General features: G+C 65.6%; 17 protein-coding genes and 1 tRNA gene. 6 read left to right on the top strand and 12 right to left on the bottom strand.

Annotated features, from left to right (window positions below):
• The 5 genes from A8G00_RS00090 to zwf form a co-directional block, all read right to left on the bottom strand.
• On the bottom strand, positions 1-513 hold the full coding sequence (locus A8G00_RS00090; protein ID WP_025551382.1) for a hypothetical protein: 513 nt from the start codon (positions 511-513) through the stop codon (positions 1-3).
• Positions 514-550: 37 nt separating this feature from the next.
• A complete protein-coding gene (gene eda, locus A8G00_RS00085; RefSeq protein WP_102999655.1) occupies positions 551-1,168 on the bottom strand; it encodes a bifunctional 4-hydroxy-2-oxoglutarate aldolase/2-dehydro-3-deoxy-phosphogluconate aldolase in 618 nt (205 codons plus the stop codon).
• Positions 1,168-2,133 (bottom strand): glucokinase, encoded by a 966-nt coding sequence (gene glk, locus A8G00_RS00080; protein ID WP_044662476.1) that lies wholly within the window; start codon positions 2,131-2,133, stop codon positions 1,168-1,170. Before glk ends, eda begins: the two co-directional genes overlap by 1 nt.
• A gap of 101 nt (positions 2,134-2,234) precedes the next feature.
• Complete coding sequence (edd, locus tag A8G00_RS00075; RefSeq protein ID WP_102999654.1) at positions 2,235-4,076, bottom strand: phosphogluconate dehydratase; 1,842 nt, start codon at positions 4,074-4,076, stop codon at positions 2,235-2,237.
• Positions 4,069-5,529 carry a glucose-6-phosphate dehydrogenase gene (zwf, locus tag A8G00_RS00070; RefSeq protein ID WP_048577725.1) on the bottom strand — a complete coding sequence of 487 codons (1,461 nt, stop codon included), beginning with the start codon at positions 5,527-5,529 and terminating at the stop codon, positions 4,069-4,071. Before zwf ends, edd begins: the two co-directional genes overlap by 8 nt.
• Before the next feature lie 233 nt (positions 5,530-5,762).
• On the opposite strand from zwf, the gene A8G00_RS00065 reads away from it, so the two are divergent.
• A tRNA-Leu gene (locus tag A8G00_RS00065) sits at positions 5,763-5,847 on the top strand.
• 278 nt (positions 5,848-6,125) lie between these two features.
• On the opposite strand, the gene A8G00_RS00060 is transcribed toward A8G00_RS00065, so the two are convergent.
• The gene (locus A8G00_RS00060) at positions 6,126-7,271 is read right to left on the bottom strand and encodes an aminotransferase class I/II-fold pyridoxal phosphate-dependent enzyme (protein ID WP_102999653.1); all 1,146 of its coding nucleotides are present in this window, start codon (positions 7,269-7,271) and stop codon (positions 6,126-6,128) included.
• Positions 7,272-7,325: 54 nt separating this feature from the next.
• Between A8G00_RS00060 and A8G00_RS00055 the strand changes: the two genes are divergently transcribed.
• Positions 7,326-7,589 (top strand): hypothetical protein, encoded by a 264-nt coding sequence (locus A8G00_RS00055; protein WP_025550982.1) that lies wholly within the window; start codon positions 7,326-7,328, stop codon positions 7,587-7,589.
• Positions 7,590-7,591: 2 nt separating this feature from the next.
• Here the strand turns inward: A8G00_RS00055 and pgl are convergent, their stop codons facing one another.
• From pgl to A8G00_RS00030, 5 genes are all read right to left on the bottom strand, one after another.
• Positions 7,592-8,281 (bottom strand): 6-phosphogluconolactonase, encoded by a 690-nt coding sequence (gene pgl / locus A8G00_RS00050; RefSeq protein ID WP_102999797.1) that lies wholly within the window; start codon positions 8,279-8,281, stop codon positions 7,592-7,594.
• A 5-nt stretch (positions 8,282-8,286) separates the two neighbouring features.
• Complete coding sequence (locus tag A8G00_RS00045) at positions 8,287-8,775, bottom strand: YbaK/EbsC family protein (protein ID WP_102999652.1); 489 nt, start codon at positions 8,773-8,775, stop codon at positions 8,287-8,289.
• Positions 8,772-9,791, bottom strand: coding sequence for a UDP-glucose 4-epimerase GalE (gene galE / locus A8G00_RS00040; RefSeq protein WP_102999651.1), 1,020 nt, complete (start codon positions 9,789-9,791; stop codon positions 8,772-8,774). Before galE ends, A8G00_RS00045 begins: the two co-directional genes overlap by 4 nt.
• Positions 9,792-9,993: 202 nt before the next feature.
• Positions 9,994-12,171, bottom strand: a complete 2,178-nt coding sequence (locus tag A8G00_RS00035; protein WP_102999650.1) for a 3-hydroxyacyl-CoA dehydrogenase NAD-binding domain-containing protein — start codon at positions 12,169-12,171, stop codon at positions 9,994-9,996.
• A gap of 134 nt (positions 12,172-12,305) precedes the next feature.
• A complete protein-coding gene (locus A8G00_RS00030) occupies positions 12,306-13,514 on the bottom strand; it encodes an acetyl-CoA C-acetyltransferase (RefSeq protein WP_102999649.1) in 1,209 nt (402 codons plus the stop codon).
• 205 nt (positions 13,515-13,719) lie between these two features.
• On the opposite strand from A8G00_RS00030, the gene A8G00_RS00025 reads away from it, so the two are divergent.
• Positions 13,720-15,390 (top strand): MFS transporter, encoded by a 1,671-nt coding sequence (locus A8G00_RS00025; protein ID WP_044663170.1) that lies wholly within the window; start codon positions 13,720-13,722, stop codon positions 15,388-15,390.
• Positions 15,391-15,394: 4 nt separating this feature from the next.
• Here A8G00_RS00025 and A8G00_RS00020 read toward each other — a convergent pair whose 3' ends face one another.
• A complete protein-coding gene (locus A8G00_RS00020; RefSeq protein WP_102999796.1) occupies positions 15,395-15,985 on the bottom strand; it encodes a nucleotidyltransferase family protein in 591 nt (196 codons plus the stop codon).
• Between the two features lie 153 nt (positions 15,986-16,138).
• On the opposite strand from A8G00_RS00020, the gene folE reads away from it, so the two are divergent.
• The 3 genes from folE to A8G00_RS00005 all read left to right on the top strand — a co-directional run bounded on the left by folE (position 16,139) and on the right by A8G00_RS00005 (position 18,452).
• Positions 16,139-16,747, top strand: a complete 609-nt coding sequence (folE, locus tag A8G00_RS00015; RefSeq protein WP_025550994.1) for a GTP cyclohydrolase I FolE — start codon at positions 16,139-16,141, stop codon at positions 16,745-16,747.
• Complete coding sequence (locus tag A8G00_RS00010; RefSeq protein WP_102999648.1) at positions 16,744-17,586, top strand: SDR family oxidoreductase; 843 nt, start codon at positions 16,744-16,746, stop codon at positions 17,584-17,586. The genes folE and A8G00_RS00010 overlap by 4 nt, the downstream gene beginning before the upstream one ends.
• An 89-nt stretch (positions 17,587-17,675) precedes the next feature.
• Complete coding sequence (locus tag A8G00_RS00005; protein ID WP_025550998.1) at positions 17,676-18,452, top strand: enoyl-CoA hydratase-related protein; 777 nt, start codon at positions 17,676-17,678, stop codon at positions 18,450-18,452.
• Positions 18,453-18,611: the final 159 nt, after the last annotated feature.

The raw sequence follows: 18,611 nt of genomic DNA, 5'->3' as shown, positions 1-18,611 counted from the left end.
TCAGGGCTGCGCCAGACGCCCCTTGAGCACGTCCAGCCGGTCGTTCTGCCCATCGACAATCGCCAGCGCGGAAGCCCGCGCCGCATCGATCGCCTCGATCCCGCCGCTGGCCTTCCCCTCGGCCGCCGCGTTGCTGCGCTCGACAAAGAGCACGTCCAGGCTCGCAAGCGCCGATACGCTGTCGTTGCGCGCCGATTCCAATGCGCTGAGCGCCGTCTGCGCCGCCACCCAGGCCTCGCTGGAGACCGCCGCGCCGGATGCTGCCCGCGTCGCCCTGTCCGCCGCCGGCCAGGCCTTGTCGAATGCCGTGCCGCCCGCCTGAGCCTGCGCCGTCAGCCGGTCGACATTCTGGACCAGCTCCGGTTCGGGCGCGACGGGGGAGGGCGCGGGCGCCGCCTCCGCGATGGGGGCGTCCTCGATCGCCCGCTTGGCGAGGGACGGATAGCCCTGAAAGGTGCTGGCGCAACCGGACAGGAACAGGGCCAGGGAAGGAAGCAGCCGACGCGGATTCATGCTTCGCATCTAGGATGAGCCGCGCCGGGAGGCAAGTTCAGCGTGGCAGCGCGGCGGCTTCCCGTGCAAGCGCCTCCATCTTCGCCGGATCGACCGGCCCCTTGGGCACGACCCAGCTTCCGCCGACGCATTTGACGACGGGTTCCGCCAGCCATCTGGGCGCGCTTTCCGCAGTGATCCCGCCGGTCGGGCAGAAGCGCGCCATGTGCAGCGGCGCGGCCAGGGCCTTCAGCGCGGGCAGCCCGCCCGAAGTCTCCGCCGGGAAGAATTTGAAGTGCGACAGCCCCATGTCCAGCCCGCGCATGATGTCGCCCGCCGTCGCCGTGCCCGGCAGGAAGGGAATGCCCGCGGCGATCGCGGCCCTGCCCAGCGGCTCGGTCAGGCCGGGGCTGACGATGAAGCGCGCCCCCGCCTCCATCGCGGCGTCCAGTTGCGCCGGGTTCAGCACCGTGCCCGCTCCGACGACGGCGCCCTCGACCTTCGCCATCTCCCTGATCACGTCCAGCGCCGCCGGCGTCCGAAGCGTCACTTCCAATGCAGGAAGCCCGCCCTTCACCAGCGCCCGCGCGATCGGCAGCGCATCCTCGACCCGGTCCACCACCAGCACCGGGATCACCGGGGCCAGTTCCATCACCTGTTCAACGCTCAACGCCATCATTTCTTCTCCCGAAAGGCCGCGGCGGCGCCGTACAGCCCGATTTCGTCATGCAGGGCGAGCCGGATCGGCACCGACTTCATCAGGCTTTCGAACCGCCCCTTGGCGGTGAAGCGCTGGTGGAAACCGCATTGCGGCAATATGTCCTTCATCCGCTGGGTCAGGCCGCCCGCCAGCACCACCGTATGCGGTCCCTGCGCCAGCGCCAGGTCGCCCGCGACCGAGCCGTACGACATGCAGAACCGCGCCAGTGCCCTGCGCGCAAATTCGTCGGTCCCGTCGATGGCGGCCTGCCAAAGCTCGGCATCCTCCATCAGCACGACCCGATCATGGCCGATGGTCGCCATCGCCTTGTAGATGTTGTTGAGCCCCGGTCCCGACACGATGCGCTCGGTCGACACGCGCAGGAATTTGTCGCGCAGATAGGCGAGGATCTTCTCTTCCAGCGGGTCCAGCGGCGCGAAGTCCAGATGCCCCCCCTCCGTCGCGATCACATGCGGCTCGCCGTCGTCGAAGGCGATCATCGCCACGCCCAGCCCGGTGCCCGGGCCAAGGATCGTCACCCCGCCGTCGCGCGGAAAGGGCCTGTCCTCCCCGAACAGCAGCGGCAGATTCTCCTTCGGCAGGCGCGCCACGGCATGGGCGACCGCCTCGAAATCATTGACCAGCCGCAGATGCCTGAGGCCCAGTTCCTCGTCCAGCGTATCGGGCCGGATGACCCATGCGCTGTTGGTGAGCTTGATGACTTCGCGCCCGATCGCGGTGGCGAAGGCGATGGAGGCGGATGTGGGCAGATGGCCGCCCTCATCCTTGACGAAGGCTGCCCAGCAGGCCTGGAGGGTCGGATAATCGGCCACCTTATATTTGCGCACCTTGCCCAGCGTGGGCACATTGCGCGCATTCAGTCTGGCGCGGGCGAAGCGGGCGTTTGTGCCGCCAATGTCGGCTGCGATGATCTCGGTCATGCTACTCTCCTCCCGTCCGGGCCGAGCCTGTCGAAGTCCTTCACTTTTCCTCAGGAAAAGCGCTCCTCCGAAAATCTCGGGCGGACGGGAATGTTTCGGTTCTAAACTTCGGTTTCCATGGCCGCCAGAATGGGCGATGCGCCGCTTTCCGCCAGATCGCTATGATGGCGGAACAGTGCGAACAGCTCGCGACCCGTATCATAGGGGGCGGGGGGCGGCGCGGGCGTGTCGCGGCCGTCCCATTCCGCGGCGTCGACCAGCGCCTCGATCAGGCCCGTCTCCGCGCAGACCCGCACCATGTCGCCGTCGCGCAGCTTGGCGATGGGGCCGCCGCCCAACGCTTCCGGCGACAGGTGGATCGCCGCGGGCACCTTGCCCGATGCGCCGGACATGCGCCCGTCCGTCACCAGCGCGACGCGGAAGCCGCGATCCTGCAACACGCCCAGCGCCGGGGTCAGCTTGTGCAGTTCGGGCATGCCGTTCGCCCTTGGCCCCTGGAACCGCACCACGACCACGACATCGCGTTCCAGTTCGCCGGCCTTGAAGGCGCGCAGCACATCGTCCTGATCGTGGAAGACCGCCGCGGGCGCTTCGATGGTCCAGCGCTCCCGGTCGACCGCGCTCACCTTCATGACGCAGCGGCCAAGATTGCCGGCCAGCAATCGCATCCCGCCATCGGGATTGAAGGCGTCGGACACCGGCCGGAGGATCGACAGGTCCCGCGATTCGGGCACGTCCTTCCAGACCAGCGCGTGATTCTCCAGCACCGGTTCCTTGCCATAATCGGCCAGTCCCTGCCGCGCGACGGTGAGGATGTCGCCATGCAGCAGCCCGTTGCCGAGCAGTTCGCGGATCACATAGCTGATGCCGCCTGCCGCATGGAAATTGTTCACATCCCCCGATCCATTGGGATAGACCCGCGCCAGCAGCGGCACGACATCGGAAATTTCCGCGAAATCGGTCCAGTCGACGACGATCCCCGCCGCCCGGGCGATGGCCGGCAGGTGGATCGCATGATTGGTCGATCCGCCGGTCGCCATCAGGCCGATGATGGCGTTGACGATCGCCTTTTCATCCACGCAATGCCCCAGCGGCCGATAATCGTCATTGGGTTGCCCGTCCCTGTCCCAGCCGATGCGCGACAATTGATGCACCGCCGCCCGCGTCAGTTCCTGCCGAAGCTTCGTGCCCGGATGCACGAAGGAGGCGGCGGGCATGTGGAGCCCCATCATCTCCATCATCATCTGGTTCGAATTGGCCGTGCCATAGAAGGTGCAGGTCCCTGCGCCGTGATAGCTGGCGCTTTCGGACTCCAGCAGTTCCTCCCGGCCGACCTTGCCTTCGGCATAGAGCTGGCGGATGCGCACCTTCTCCTTGTTGGCGAGGCCGGACGGCATCGGCCCGGCGGGGATCAATATGGTCGGCAGATGCCCGAAACGCAGCGCCCCGATCAGCAGCCCCGGCACGATCTTGTCGCAGATGCCCAGCAGCAGCGCGCCCTCGAACATGGCGTGGGACAGGGCGATGGCGGTGCCCAGCGCGATGGTGTCGCGGGAAAAGAGCGACAGGTCCATGCCCGCCTGCCCCTGGGTCACGCCGTCGCACATCGCCGGAACGCCGCCCGCGACCTGCGCGGTGCAGCCCACCTCCCGCGCCGCCAGCTTGATCTGCTCGGGATAGCGGCCATAGGGCTGATGCGCCGACAGCATGTCGTTATAGGCGGTGACGATGCCGAAATTCATCGCCGCGCCGGTGCGGATGACAGCCTTGTCTTCGCCGCTCGCGGCAAAGCCATGGGCCAGGTTCCCGCATGAAAGCTGGGCGCGGTTGGTGCCCGCGTCCCGCCCGCGCTCGATCAGGCTCAGATATTTGAGGCGCGAAGCCGCGCTGCGCTTCACGATGCGTTCGGTGACCTTTTCGATCACCGGATGAAGGTCAGTCATTCCAGCTCGCTCCGTCTCGTTCGATAAGGGCAATGGCTGAGGACGGCCCCCAGTTCCCGGAAGAATAGGAGGATGGCTTCACCCCGGCCTCCTTCCACCCGTCGATGATCGAATCGATCCAGGTCCATTGCGCCTCGACCTCGTCCCGGCGCACGAACAGCGTGGCGTCGCCCGCCAGCAGGTCCAGGATCAGCCGTTCATAGGCGATCCGGCGGCGCTGCCCGGCGAAGGCGGCGGTCAGCGACACGTCCAGCGTCACCTCCTCCAGATGCACCTCGCGCTCCAGCCCCGGCCTTTTGCTCATGATGAGCAGGCGGATATATTCCTCCGGCTGCAACCGGATGATGAGCGTATTCGGCTCCAGACCCGACCCGCCATTGCGCCCGAAGATCGAATGGCGCACCGGCTTGAACTGGATCAGGATTTCCGACTGGCGCGTCGGCATGCGCTTGCCGGTGCGCAGATAGAAGGGCACGCCCTGCCAGCGCCAGTTGTCGATATGGGCCTTCAGCGCCACGAAGGTCTCGGTGTCGGACGGCCTGCCCAGTTCGTCGGCATAGCCGGTGACGATCTGCCCGCCGACCGCGCCGGGCGTATATTGCCCGCGCACGCTGTGCGTCTTCACCGTCTCGGCCGTCATCGGGCGCAGCGAACGGAGCGCCTTCACCTTCTCGTCGCGCACGGCGGTCGGGTCCATCCGCGCGGGCGGCTCCATGGCGATGATCGACAGGATCTGGAGGACGTGGTTCTGCACCATGTCGCGCAGCGCGCCGACGCCGTCATAATAGGAAACCCGGCCTTCCAGGCCCACCGTCTCGGCCACGGTGATCTGCACATGATCGATGGCGGTGGCGTTCCACAGCGGTTCGAACATCACATTGCCGAAGCGCAGGGCGAGCAGGTTCTGGACCGTTTCCTTGCCCAGATAATGGTCGACGCGGAAAATCTGGTCCTCCGCGAACAGCGCGCCGATGCCGTCATTGACCTCTTTGGAAGAGGCCAGATCCTTACCGATCGGCTTTTCCATCGCGATTCGCGTCTTCGGCGTGATCAGCCCCGCCTCGGCCAGCCCCTGCGCGGTCGGCGCGAAGAGGGAAGGGGGCGTGGAGAGATAGACGGACACGCCCTTGTCGAGTCGCCCGTCCAGCCGTTCCGCCAGCGCCCTGAACTGGGCGGCGTTGCCTGCCTCCACCGGCTGGTAGACGATGATGTCGCGCAGCCGCTCCGCGATATCCGCGTCATAACGGTCTGCGGCCAGGAATTTCCGCAGCGCCTTGTCGATGTCGGCGCGAAACTGCTCGTCGGTGAATTCGGAACGCCCTGACGCGATGATCAGGAAATCCTCCGGCAGCAGGCCATCGGCCAGCAGATTGTAGAGCGAGGGAAAGATCATCCTGTGCGCCAGGTCGCCGGTGGCGCCGAACAACAGGAACGTGGCAGACGGTTCGGTCAAAGGTTGTCCCTTTTCCGTTAGTGTTATCAGGTCTGCACGAAGCCGCCCTTATACCCAGCGGCACTCGTTACGCAAGCAGGCTATCCCTGTGGGACCCATCCCGCAACCGCGAGAGGATGAAAGCGTCGATTTTTGGCTGGACGCTGGCCGCCGATTTTGCCATTGGCGCTCCACCCTGGCGTTTTTGACGGAAGATGGAATCATCCTCCGTCCGGAACGCGACTGAAGGGCATGCGGGCGTGGTGAAACTGGTAGACGCGCCGGACTCAAAATCCGGTTCCGAAAGGAGTGTCGGTTCGATTCCGACCGCCCGCACCATCTTATTTTGCCTCAAGCTTATTTTGCCTCAAGCGCCGGGCGGCCGCATCCGCGGCCTTGGCTATCCTCGCATAAGCTCGGGCGGCCGTTCGGTTCGCCCTTGCGAACTCTGCCTGGTTCGATGCCCTCTTTCCAGACATGGCCATGCACTAAAAAGCCCGGCAGCATGGCTGCCGGGCAGGCGAGCTTTTACAGGGTAAAAGCTTCGGGTCGCACCCCAGCGATTAACCGCAAATATTTAAGATACCAGAGGAATTTGCCGATCCAGCCGGAATGGATCAATCCCTTGCGCCGCCGCCCTGCGCGTTGAACCAGGGGATCATCCGGGCGATGGCGTCCTCCACCCGATCGGTGGAAACCGCGAAACTGAAGCGGATATGCCGGTGCCCGTCGACCGGATCGAAATCGATCCCCGGCGCCGTCGCCACCCCCGTTTCGCGCAGCAATTTCTGGCAGAAGGACAGGCTGTCATTGGTCAGATGCCCCACATCCGCATAGATGTAGAAGGCCCCGTCCGGCGGCGCGATCTCCTTCAACCCCAGCGCGGGCAGGGCGGCCAGCAGCAACTCCCGGTTGCGCCGATAGGTCGCGACATGCCCCTCCAGCTCATCGATGCAGTCGAACGCCTTCAACCCCGCATGCTGCGCCAGGGAAGGCGGCGTCAGGAACAGATTGCCCATCCGCGCCCGCGCCGCGTCGATCAGGCCGGGCGGAAACACCACCCAGCCCAGCCGCCACCCGGCCATGGAAAAATATTTGGAGAAGCTGTTCACGACGATGGCGTCCGGCGCGAATTCCAGCATCGACCGCGCCGGTTCGCCATAGCTGAGCCCGTGGTAAATCTCGTCGGAGACGATGCGAATGCCCCGCACCCGGCAAACCTCCGCGATGCGCGCCATCTCCTCGGCGGGAATGATGGTCCCTGTGGGATTGGCCGGGCTGGCGATGATCGCCCCATCCGGCGCGGGTTCCAGGGCCTTCAGCGCCGCCGCGCCGATCTGGTAACGCTCCGCCGGCCCGCAATCGACCTCCAGCGGCTCCAGATAGAGCGCCTTCAACGTATTGCGATAGGCGACATAGCCCGGCCGCGCCGTCGCCACCCGCGCTCCGGGCGCGAACAGGCTGGTCAGCGCCAGCACCAGCCCCGGCGAAGCGCCGCAGGTGAGCAATATCTGCTCCGCTTCCACGGCCACGCCATAGCGCTCCCGATAATGGAGCGCGATCCGCTCCTTCAGCGCCGGACTTTCCCAATAGCCCATGGGGTCGCGATCCAGCACGGCATGCGCTTCCATAATCGCAGCAGAGGGCGCCCCCGTGGACGGTTGCCCGAATTCCATATGCAGGATGGATCGCCCCTCGGCCTCCAGCCTGTGGGCTTCCCGGCTGATGGCGATGGCGTGAAAAGGATCGATATTGGCAACCATGCGTCGCCTCTTACCCGCGCCGCAACCTTGTCACAATTGCCGCGTTGGCGATGGATGAACGAAACCATGCTCGACGCGCTGCAATATTATGGCGCAGGCGCCGCCACCATCGCCGCTTTCATCGTCTCCCTCAATCTCGGCCGCCGCATCACGGGCTGGGCTTTCGTCCTCTTCGTGACATCCTCCATCGCCCTGATCGGCTGGGGTTTTCTGTCGGAAGACAGCGAAGGCATAGGCTTCCAGAATATCGCGCTGCTCCTGATCAATCTCGTCGGCGTCTGGCGCTATCTCATCTCCAGGCACAAGCCGCGCGACTGAACCTATTCCGAAATCCAAACCTCCACCGAAACCGCATGCTGGCACAGCGCCACCCGGACGGGCAGTTCCTCCACCGGCCCCCCCGCCAAGGCCCGGTCATAGACCGCCTTCTTCGCCGCCCCGCCGATCTGGAGGAAGATATGCCGGCTCGCAAGGATCGCCCGGGCGCTCATCGACATGCGCTGATGCGGGGCAGCGGGCGGCGTGACCGCGATCGTCAGGGCATGGGTGGAAAGCCCCTCCGCCAGTTCCTTCGCCCCCGGAAACAGCGAAGCGGTATGCCCATCCTCCCCCATCCCCAGCAGCACGATGTCGAGCGGCCAGGGCAGGGCCGCGAACGCCGCCTCGCACTCGGCCTGCCCGGCATAGGCGTCCGCCGCCTCATTCTTCATCGGCACGAACCGCGCCGCCCCGGCCTTCCCCTGCAACAAAGTCTCGCGCACCAGCCGCTCATTGCTGTCCGCATGGTCCGGCGCCACCCAGCGCTCGTCGACCAGCGTCACGATCACCTTGCCCCAGTCGAGCGCCATCCCCGGCAAAGCCTCCAGCACGGGCCGTGGCGACCGCCCGCCCGACAGCGCGATCGTCGCCACCCCCCGCGCCGCGATGGCATCCCCCAGGATCGCGGCGATCCGCCGCGCCATGTCCGCCGCCGCCAGCGCGCCATCGACGAAAAGATGTTCGGTAGGCATGTCGTTCAATTCTCTTCGGCCAGATTGTCTTCAGGGATCGTGCAGATGTCGATCCATCGCGCGGCGGTCAGCTGGGCCAGCCGCTCCGGCGTCAACTCCACCGAAGTCGTCCGCGATCCCGCCGCCGGAAACACCGTCTCGAAATCCCGCAGCGAAATATCGCAATAAACGGGCAGGGGAGAGGTCAGCCCAAAGGGACATACGCCCCCCACCGGATGCCCGGTCAGTCCCTCCACCTCCTCCAGCCCCAGCATGCGCGGCCTGGCGCCCAGCGCCGCCTTCGCCTTCCCGTTATTCAGCCGCGCATCGCCCCGCGCCACCACCAGCGCGACCTCATCCCCGACCCGCAACGACAGCGTCTTGGCGATCCGCGCCGGAACCACGCCCAGGGCCTCCGCCGCCTCATTGACCGTGGCGGTGCTCACCCCCTGGTCGATGATGGCGACATCCGGCGCATGGGCGGAGAAGAAGGCCCGGACCGACTCCGCGCTCATTCCTCCTCATTCCCCCTTTGCTGTATCTCGGTCAGCTTGCGCTCCCACGCCAGGGCATGGGTCACGATCTGATCCAGATCGGCATATTGCGGCTTCCATGGGAATTCCCCCATGATCGCCCGATTGTCGGAAATGAGCGCATCCGGATCGCCCGCGCGCCGTCCCTCCATCCGCCGGTCGATCTTCAGGTTCGTCACCCGGTCGACCGCGTCCAGCACCTCCAGCACGGAAAAGCCCCGGCCATAGCCGCAGTTGAGCAGATAATTCTGCTCCGGCCTGGCCATCAGTGCCTCCAGCGCCAGCACATGCGCCGCCGCCAGATCGGTGACATGGATATAGTCGCGCACCCCGGTCCCGTCCGGCGTGTCGAAATCGATCCCGAACACCGAAACATGGCTCCGCTTGCCCAGGGCCGCCTCGACCGCCACCTTGATCAGATGCGTCGCCCCCGCCGTCGACTGTCCCGTCCGCCCGGCCGGATCGGCGCCCGCCACGTTGAAATAACGCAGCGCGCAGAAGTTCATCGCATGCGCCGCGCTGACGTCGCGCAGCATATATTCGGTCATCAGCTTCGACATGCCATAGGGATTGATCGGCCGCTGCGGCGTGGTCTCCCTGACCGGGCTTTCCTCCGGAATGCCATAGGTCGCCGCCGTCGAGGAGAAGATGAAATGCGGCACGCCGACGGTCACGACGCTCTCGATCAGGTCGCGGGTCTTGGCGCTGTTGTTATGATAATATTTGAGCGGGTTCTCGACCGATTCCGGCACCACCACCGATCCGGCAAAGTGCATCACCGCCTTCACGCCATGATCGCGCAGGGCCTTCTGCACCAACGGCTGATCGGAAATATCGCCCTCGACGAACGCCACATCGTCCGGCACCGCCCAACGGAACCCCGTCACCAGATTGTCGATCACCACGACGCCATAGCCCGCGTCGCGCAGCGCCAATACGGCATGGCTGCCAATATAGCCGGCCCCGCCCGTGACCAGAACCGTCGGCTTTTCGCTCATAAGATGAAGGTCTCCCGATAGATCAGGGCCGCCGCCATTCTCCCCCGTCATGCTGAACCTGTTTCAGCATCCATCGCGCCTCAGGACTCAGGTCTTGCCGAGGGCGAAACGGATGCTGAAACAAGTCCAGCATGACGAATGAGAAGGTTACAGCCCTTTGCCTGTCAGGACTAGATCAGCTTCGTGACGATTCCCACCCCATTCATGCCGCGGCGCGGGACGAAACGGGGCGATAGAAAGTCGCGCCGCTCGCCGCCATGTCCTGCAACTGGACCGTGGGCGCGAAGCGATCGCCATGCGTCGCCGCCAGCCGCTCCAGCACCGCGACGACATGACCGATGCCGACCGTGTCCATATAGCTGAAAGGTCCACCGGTATAGGGCGCGAAGCCCCAGCCGAAGATCGCGCCGATGTCGCCATCCTCCGGCGTCTCCAGCACGCCTTCCTCGAAGCAGCGCGCGCATTCGATCAACTGGCGGTAGAGCAGCCGCTCCTTCACTTCCTCGACATCGGGCTGCACGGCGGCGCGCGGGAACATCTCCTCCAGTCCCGGCCAGAGATGCTTCTTGCCGCCCTCCGGATAGTCATACCAGCCCTTGGCGCTTTTCCGCCCCAGCCGCCCCAGTTCGACCATCCGCGCCATCACCGCGTCGGACGGCTGCGCGACATAGGCGTCGCCCAGCTCCTTCTGCGCGGCGACCACGATCTTGTGGCCCAGCTCGATGGAAACCTCGTCGCCCACCGCCAACGGCCCCACCGGCATGCCCAGTTGCCGCCCGGCATTTTCGATCAGCGCGGGATTGATCCCCTCCGCCACCATCTCCACGCCCTCCTGCACATAGGTGCCGAAGCAGCGCGAGGTGTAGAAGCCGCGCGAGTCATTGACGACGATCGGCGTCTTCCTGATCTGGGCCACGAAATCCAGCGCCTTGGCGATGGCGGCCGGCCCGGTTTCCTTGCCCAGGATGATTTCCACCAACGGCATCTTCTCGACCGGCGAGAAGAAGTGGATGCCGATGAAATTCTCCGGCTTGCTCCACGCCTTGGCGAGTTTGGTGATCGGCAAAGTGGAGGTGTTCGACCCGAAGATCGTATCCGCGCCCAGCACCTCCTCGACCTTCTTGGTCACTTCGGCCTTGATCGCGACATCCTCGAACACCGCCTCGATCACGAAGTCCGCTCCGGCCAGCGCGGCATAATCCGTCGTCGGCGTCACGCGGGCCAGCGTCTCCGCCATCTTCTCCGGCGTCATGCCCCGGCCCAGCCGCTTCTTCAGGACCTCCTCGACATGCGCCTTGCCCTTTTCGGCATAGGCCTGATCGCGGTCGAACAGCACGACCTCGATCCCCGCCTGCGCGGCCACGGTGGCTATCCCAGCGCCCATCATGCCCGCGCCCAGCATGGCCAGCTTCTTCGTCGGCGCCTTGGGCTGGTCCTTGGGCCGCCGCGCCCCGCGCTCAGCCGCCTGCTTGTTGACGAACAGGCTGCGGATCATGTTCGCCGCCTGCGGGTCGGCCGCGACCTTGGCGAAATATTTGCTCTCGACCCGGATCGCCCGGTCGATGGGCAGGAAAGCCCCCTCATAGACCGCCGAAAGCAGCGCGATCGGCGCGTTCATGTTGCGCTGGGTCTGCTTGAGCGTCATCGGCAGAGCGCCCGCCATGGTCTGGACGAAGGCCGGATTGAAGCCGCCCGCGCCGCCGGGGAATTTGAAGCCCTTGACGTCCCATGGCTGCACGAAGGCGTTGGGATTGGCCTTCACCCATTCGCGCGCGGCTTCGACCGCCGTGCCCTGCGGCACGACCTGATCGACCACCTTCATCATCGCCGCGTCGGCAGGACGGAACAGCTTGCCCTGCAACATATACATCAGCGACGCCTGCACCCCCATGATGCGCGGCAGGCGCTGCGAACCGCCGCCGCCGGGGAACAGGCCGATCAGGATTTCGGGCAGGCCCAACTGCGTCTTCGGGCTGTCGCCCACGATCCGGCGATGACAGGCCAGCGCCAGTTCGAACCCGCCGCCGACGCAGGTGCCCTCGATGGCGCAGGCGACCGGCTTGCCGCAGGTCTCCAGCCGCCGGAACAACTGGTTCAGCACGAAAACCTTGTCGAAGATCGCGGCGGGGGAGGGGCGTTTTCCATTCTCGCTGACCAGCATCGACCCGAAATATTTGAGGTCCATGCCCGCCATGAAGCCGCTGCTCTTGCCCGACGCGATGACCGCGCCCTTGATTGCCTCCTCGGAGGAAATGCGCGTGATCGCCGCGTCCAGATCGGCCAGGAAATCCGGGCCGATGACGTTCATCGACTGATCGGGAACATCAATGGTGAGGATGGCGATGCCGTCGGCGTCGATGTCGAAATTGATGGTCTGCATTTTGGGCAACCTTTCCTACCTCCGTTCGTGCTGAGTAGGGGCTGAGCTTGTCGAAGACCCGTATCGAAGCATTGATCCTTCGATACGCCATTTCGACGGGCTCAATGGCTACCGAGGACGAACGGCTCCAATGTTCAAACGCGCTCGATGATCATGCCCGTACCCATGCCCGCGCCGACGCACAGGTTGATGAGCGCGGTGCCCTTGCCGGTCCGTTCCAGCTCGTCCAGCGCCGTGCCCAGCACCATCGCCCCGGTCGCGCCCAGCGGATGGCCCATGGCGATCGCGCCGCCATTGACGTTGATCTGCCCATGGTCGAGGTCCATCGCCTGCATGTAGCGCAGGACGACGCTGGCAAAGGCCTCGTTCAGTTCCCACAGGTCGATGTCGGCCTTGCTCATCCCCGCCCGATCGAGCAGCTTGCCCGCCACGAACTCAGGCCCCGTCAGCATGATCAGCGGCTCCGACCCGATGGACGCCATCGCCTTGATCCGGGCGCGGGGCTTCAACCCATATTTTTCGCCCATTTCCCTGTTGCCGACCAGCACCGCGGCGGCGCCGTCGACGATGCCGCTGCTGTTGCCGGCATGGTGGACATGGTTGACCTTCTCCAGCTCGGGATAGCGGAGCAGGGCAATGGTGTCGAAGCCCGGCATCTCCTCGCCCAGCGCGGCGAAGCTCGGCTTCAGGCTGGCGAGCGACTGCATCGTCGCATCGGGCCGCATATGCTCGTCATGGTCCAGGACGACCGATCCGATGACGTCCTTCACCGGCACGATGGATTTGGCGAAGCGCTTCTCGTCCCAGGCGGCCTTGGCGCGCCGCTGGCTTTCGACGGCATAGGCGTCGACATCGTCGCGGCTGATCCCGAACTTGGTCGCGATCACGTCGGCGCCGATGCCCTGCGGCGCGAAATAGGTCTTGTAGGCGACCGCCGGGTCCATCGCCCAGGCGCCGCCGTCCGAAGCCATGGGCACGCGGCTCATCGACTCGACGCCGCCGCCGATGGCAAGGCCCGCTTCGCCGGAATAGACCTTGGCGGCCGCCATGTTCACGGCCTCCAGCCCGGAGGCGCAGAAACGGTTGATCTGCACCCCCGGCACGGTCTGGGCGTAATCGGCGTTCAGCACCGCCACGCGGGCGATGTCCGCGCCCTGTTCGCCCACCGGGCTGACGCAGCCCAGTATGACGTCATCGACATCGGCGGTGTCGATCTCCGTCCGGTCCCGCACCGCCTGCAGCATCTGCGTCGCCAGCTGGATCGGGGTGATTTCGTGCAGCGACCCGTCGGCCTTGCCCCGGCCCCGGGGCGTCCTGACGGCATCGTAGATAAAGGCTTCCATGGCTTTCCATTCCTCTCCGCTGGGCGCCGGATGTTCGCTGCAAATGTATTTACGTTTACGTAAAGTGCAAGCCTCAATCGTCAGCCCGCCCGACCGTAACGTCATCCCGCCAAAGGGCCCCCGCCTCGTCCTCCGGCGGACGTTTCAACCCTTTTCAATTCTTTTAATGATTCGCGGATTTGACCCGCCCGCCTTATTCCGCTTCATGGAAAGCGTGTCAGAGTCGGACCCCTCCCAAGCGCCGTCGCCCTTGTCGATCCCGATCTTCCGCGCGATCTGGTGGGCCAGCCTCGCCTCCAACTTCGGCGGGCTGATCCAGTCCGTCGGCGCGCAGTGGATGATGACCTCGCTCTCCGCCTCGCCCCAGATGATCGCGCTGGTTCCGGCGGCGACGACCCTGCCGATCATGCTGCTGTCGCTCTGGGCAGGCGCGGTGGCGGACAATAGCGACAGGCGGGTTGTCATGCTGATCTGCCAGCTTTTCATGCTCATCGTCTCCGCCCTGCTGGCGCTGTTCGCCTGGATGGGTTGGGTGACGCCCTGGGCCCTGCTGGGCTTCACCTTCCTGGTCGGCTGCGCCACCGCGATCAACGGACCGGCCTGGCAGGCGTCGGTCGGGGACATGGTGCCGCGCGCCGCCTTGCCCCATGCCGTCTCGCTCAATTCCATGGGCTTCAACATGGCGCGCAGCATCGGCCCGGCGCTGGGCGGCGTCATCGTCGCGGCCGCCGGTGCGGCGACGGCCTTTCTGGTCAACGCCATCAGCTATGTGGGGCTGGTCGCCGTGCTTGCCCGCTGGCGTCCCGAACGGCCGCCTCAACTCCTCCCGCGCGAACGCATCGGCCTCGCGATGCGCGCTGGGGTTCGTTACGTCGCCATGTCGCCCAACATCCAGGTCGTGCTGCTCCGAAGCGCGGCATTCGGCATCGGGGCAAGCGCCGTTTCAGCGATGATGCCGCTGGTGGCGCGCGACCTGCTGGGCGGCGGCGCGCTGACATTCGGCGCGCTCAGCGGCGCCTTCGGCATCGGCGCGGTGCTGGGGGCGCTGTCGACGGGGCAATTGCGCCGCCGCTTTTCGGTCGAGACCATCGTGCGCTCAGCCGCCATGGCGCTTGCGGCCGGGACGGTGCTGATGGCGGTCAGCGACTGGCTGGTCGTTGCGTTGCTGGGGCTGCTGATGGCGGGCGCGGGCTGGGTGATCGCCCTCTCGACCTTCAACGTTTCGGTCCAGATGTCGGCGCCTCGCTGGGTCGTGGCGCGGGCCGTTGCCCTGTATCAGATGGTCGCCTTCGGCGGCATGGCCGGGGGTGCATGGCTGTTCGGCACCATGGCGGAGGATCATGGCGTCGTCATCGCCCTCTATGGCGCGGCAGCCGTCCAGTTCGCCTCGGCCCTGATCGGCTATGCGCGTCCGCTGGCGCAGACGGGCGAGGAGAATCTCGACCTCCAGAACCTGTGGCGCGAGCCGCAGACCGCCGTTCCGATCGAGCCCCGCAGCGGTCCGGTGGTCGTCACCATAGAATATCGCATAGCCGCCGGATCTGTCGTCCCATTCCTGGCGGCGATGAGCGAACGCCGCCGCATCCGTCGCCGCGACGGCGCCCATGGCTGGTCGCTGCTGCGCGATCTGGGCGATCCGGAATTGTGGGTGGAACGCTATCATGTGTCGACCTGGCTGGACTATGTCCGCCATAACAGCCGCCGGACCGTTGCCGACATGGCGAACAGCGAAGCCATCCACGCGCTGCACAGCGGCCCCAATCCGCCGGTCGTGCATCGCATGCTGGAGCGGCAGACGGGTTCTCTGCCGCTGGGCCGCTCGGCCGACCCGCGCGAGATGGGCGATCCCATGACCGATCCCACCCGGTCGAGCTGATGCGCTATTCGGGCCGCCGTTCGGCCAGATCCTCTGGCGTGTCGATGTCGCGCAGGCTGGCGCCCATGGTTTCGATCTGCACGCCATGGCTGAGCAGCGCCCGCGCCCCCTGGTCTCCCCGCAGCGCCAGCAGTTCGGGGAAATGCTTCCGCCCGATGAAGGCGGGCGGCGAAGAGGAAAATCCGTCGGTGCTGGCGACGACGGAGCGGATGTCCTCCGCCGCCAGGCAGATGCGGTTGTAATGCGTCTGCGGCACGTCGGGCATGTCGGCCAGGCAGATCAATATGCCGCGGCATTTCCGCATCGGCATGACATGCTCCACGGCGCGGATGATGCTGCCCGATATGCCGTCTTCCGGACGATCGTTGACCAGGATCGAATAGCCGCGCCGCTCCAGCCGGCGATGCAGGACCGGCGCCTGGTCGACAGGACGCACCACAGCAACCAGTTCCGCAAAGATCATGGAGGCGATGGTTTCCAGCGCATGCACCGCGACGGGCTTGCCCCGCCAATCGGCCATCAGCTTGTCTTCTTCCCCGAATCGTGAGGATGTGCCCGCTGCAAGGAGGACGGCGGCGATCTGTTCGGTCCGCATGGTTCCGCTGTGATGATTTGAGGCGACCCCGGTTGACCCGGTTTCCCCTGCATGTGCCACCGCCAGCATGTCCTGTCCAGCAGGGCGAAGGGGCTGGCGTTCCTGTAAATCAGTCGCCATATGCCCGGAAGCAACAAAGGAGTGGTGCCGTCCATGGAATATGATCCCGATGCCGAAACTGCGGGCGAGTCGATCAAGATTCCGGTTCCGGCGGACGTGGCCGACGCGATCCGTACGCTGATCCGCTGGTCGGGCGACGATCCGGAACGGGAAGGGCTGGTGGAAACGCCCCAGCGCGTGGCGCGGGCGTGGAAGGAATATTGCCGCGGCTATGACGACGATCCGGCCTATCATCTTTCGCGCATCTTCCATGAAGTCGGCGGCTATGACGACATCGTGCTGTTGAAGGACATACCGTTCCAGTCGCACTGCGAGCACCATATGGCGCCCATCGTGGGCGTCGCGCACATCGCCTATCTGCCCGGCCAATATGTCGTCGGCATATCGAAGCTGGCGCGCGTGCTGCACGCCTTCGCCCACCGGCTTCAGGTGCAGGAACGGCTGACTTCGGAAGTCGCCAACTGCATCTGGGAACATCTGAAGCCCCAGGGCGTCGCGGTCGTGGTCGAGGCGACCCATGGCTGCATGACCGGCCGTGGCGTGCGCACGCCCAATGTCGTCATGAAGACCAGCCGCATGCTCGGCGTCTTCCGCGACGATGAGAAGAGCCGTGAAGAAGTGCTGAAGCTGATCGGATCGTGAGCGAAGAGGAAACTCCCGCCTATCGGCCCCTCGGGGGAACAGGGAAGCGCGCCGAACAGGCGGGCGCACGGCCGCTGGCGCAAAAGCGGCTGGCGCTGGTGACGGGCGGCCATCGACGGCTGGGCGGCATCATCGCCGCCGCCTTCGCGCGGGCAGGTTATTCGCTGGCGATCCATGGCAGCCACGATACCCGGCTCGATTCCCATCTGGCGCTGACGCTGGAGGAGAATGGGACCGAATGGGACGGCTTCACCGTCGATTTCAGCGATCCGGAAGGGGCGGAGGAACTGGTGGCGCTGGTCGCGGAGCGTTTCGGCCGTCCGCCCGATGTCCTGGTCAACAGCGCGGCGATCTTCGGCCAGGATCGGCTCGACAGCGTCAATGCCGACGACCTGATGCGCCATTATGCGGTCAATTGCGCCGCGCCCACCTTGCTCACCAAGTCCTTTGCCACCATTCCGGCCGGCACAGGCGACCGGTGCATCGTCAATATACTGGATCAGCGGATCGACCATCCGCATGGCGACCAATTGGCCTATACCTTGTCGAAGATGGCGCTGGCGGGGCTGACGCGGCTGTCCGCCTCCACCCTGGCGCCGCAGATCAGGGTCAATGCGGTCGCCCCCGGACTCACCATCGCGACGCCCGATTATGACGAAGGCCAGATGGAAAGGCTGTCCGCGATGATGCCGCTGGCGCGTCTGCCGCAGGCGGAGCAGATTGCCGAAGCCGTGCTGTATCTGGCGGGCGCCAGTGCGGTGACGGGTCAGACGCTCTATATCGATGGCGGCGCGCATCTGCGCAGCTATGACCGGGACTTCATGCATCTGTGCCGATAGCGGCTGCGAAGATGCGGCTTGCCGGGGCTGGCCAAGGGCCGTCGCGCTGCATAGAGCGGATCGCAATGGGTCAATGAAGGGAGACGGCAATGGCATATGAAACGATCCTGGTGGAACAGCGCGATGCGGTGACGCTGGTCACGCTCAACCGCCCGCAGGCGTTGAATGCGCTGAACAGCCAGGTGCTGAAGGATCTGGGCGAGGTCTTTGCTGCCTATGATGCCGATCCGTCGCAGCGTTGCCTGGTCCTGACCGGCAGCGAGAAGGCCTTTGCCGCCGGCGCCGACATCAAGGAAATGGTGGAGAAGGATTCGGCGGACTTTTTCCTGGAGGATTTCTTCTCCGGCTGGCAGAGCAAGGTCGTCGCCACCCGCAAGCCGTGGATTGCGGCGGTCGCCGGCTTCGCGCTGGGCGGCGGATGCGAGCTGGCGATGATGGCGGATTTCATCCTGGCCGCCGACACCGCGAAATTCGGCCAGCCCGAAATAAAGCTGGGCGTCGCGCCGGGCATGGGCGGATCGCAACGCCTGACCCGCGCCGTCGGCAAGGCGAAGGCGATGGAAATGTGCCTGACCGGCCGCATGATGGGCGCCGAAGAAGCGGAAAGCGCCGGTCTGGTCGCGCGGATCGTTCCGGCGGCTGATCTGCTGGAGGACGCGCTCAAGACGGCCGCGACCATAGCGGGGATGCCGCCCATGGCCGCGATGGTGAACAAGGAAATGGTCAATCTGGCTTTCGAGACCGGGCTGGCTCAGGGCATCCTGACCGAACGCCGCCTGTTCCAGATCCTGACCGCGACCGAGGACAAGAAGGAAGGCATGGAAGCCTTCGTCGCCAAGCGTCCGGGGGTTTGGAAAGGCCGCTGATTGGTAAGCGGGTGGAGGCTGATGATAGCCGATTCAGGACATTCCCCTCCCGTAAACGGGAGGGGTTAGGGGTGGGCGCGAGCGTAGCGAGCTTCTGACTTAGCCGTTGCAAAACAGCGCAGATGCCGCGCCAGCCCACCCCCTAACCCCCTCCCGCCT

It is taken from the genome of Sphingobium sp. SA916 (assembly GCF_002894065.1).
GTDB lineage: Bacteria > Pseudomonadota > Alphaproteobacteria > Sphingomonadales > Sphingomonadaceae > Sphingobium > Sphingobium fuliginis.
The sequence above is the reverse complement of the archived record's forward strand: the minus strand, read 5'-3'. Positions and strand labels throughout refer to the sequence as shown.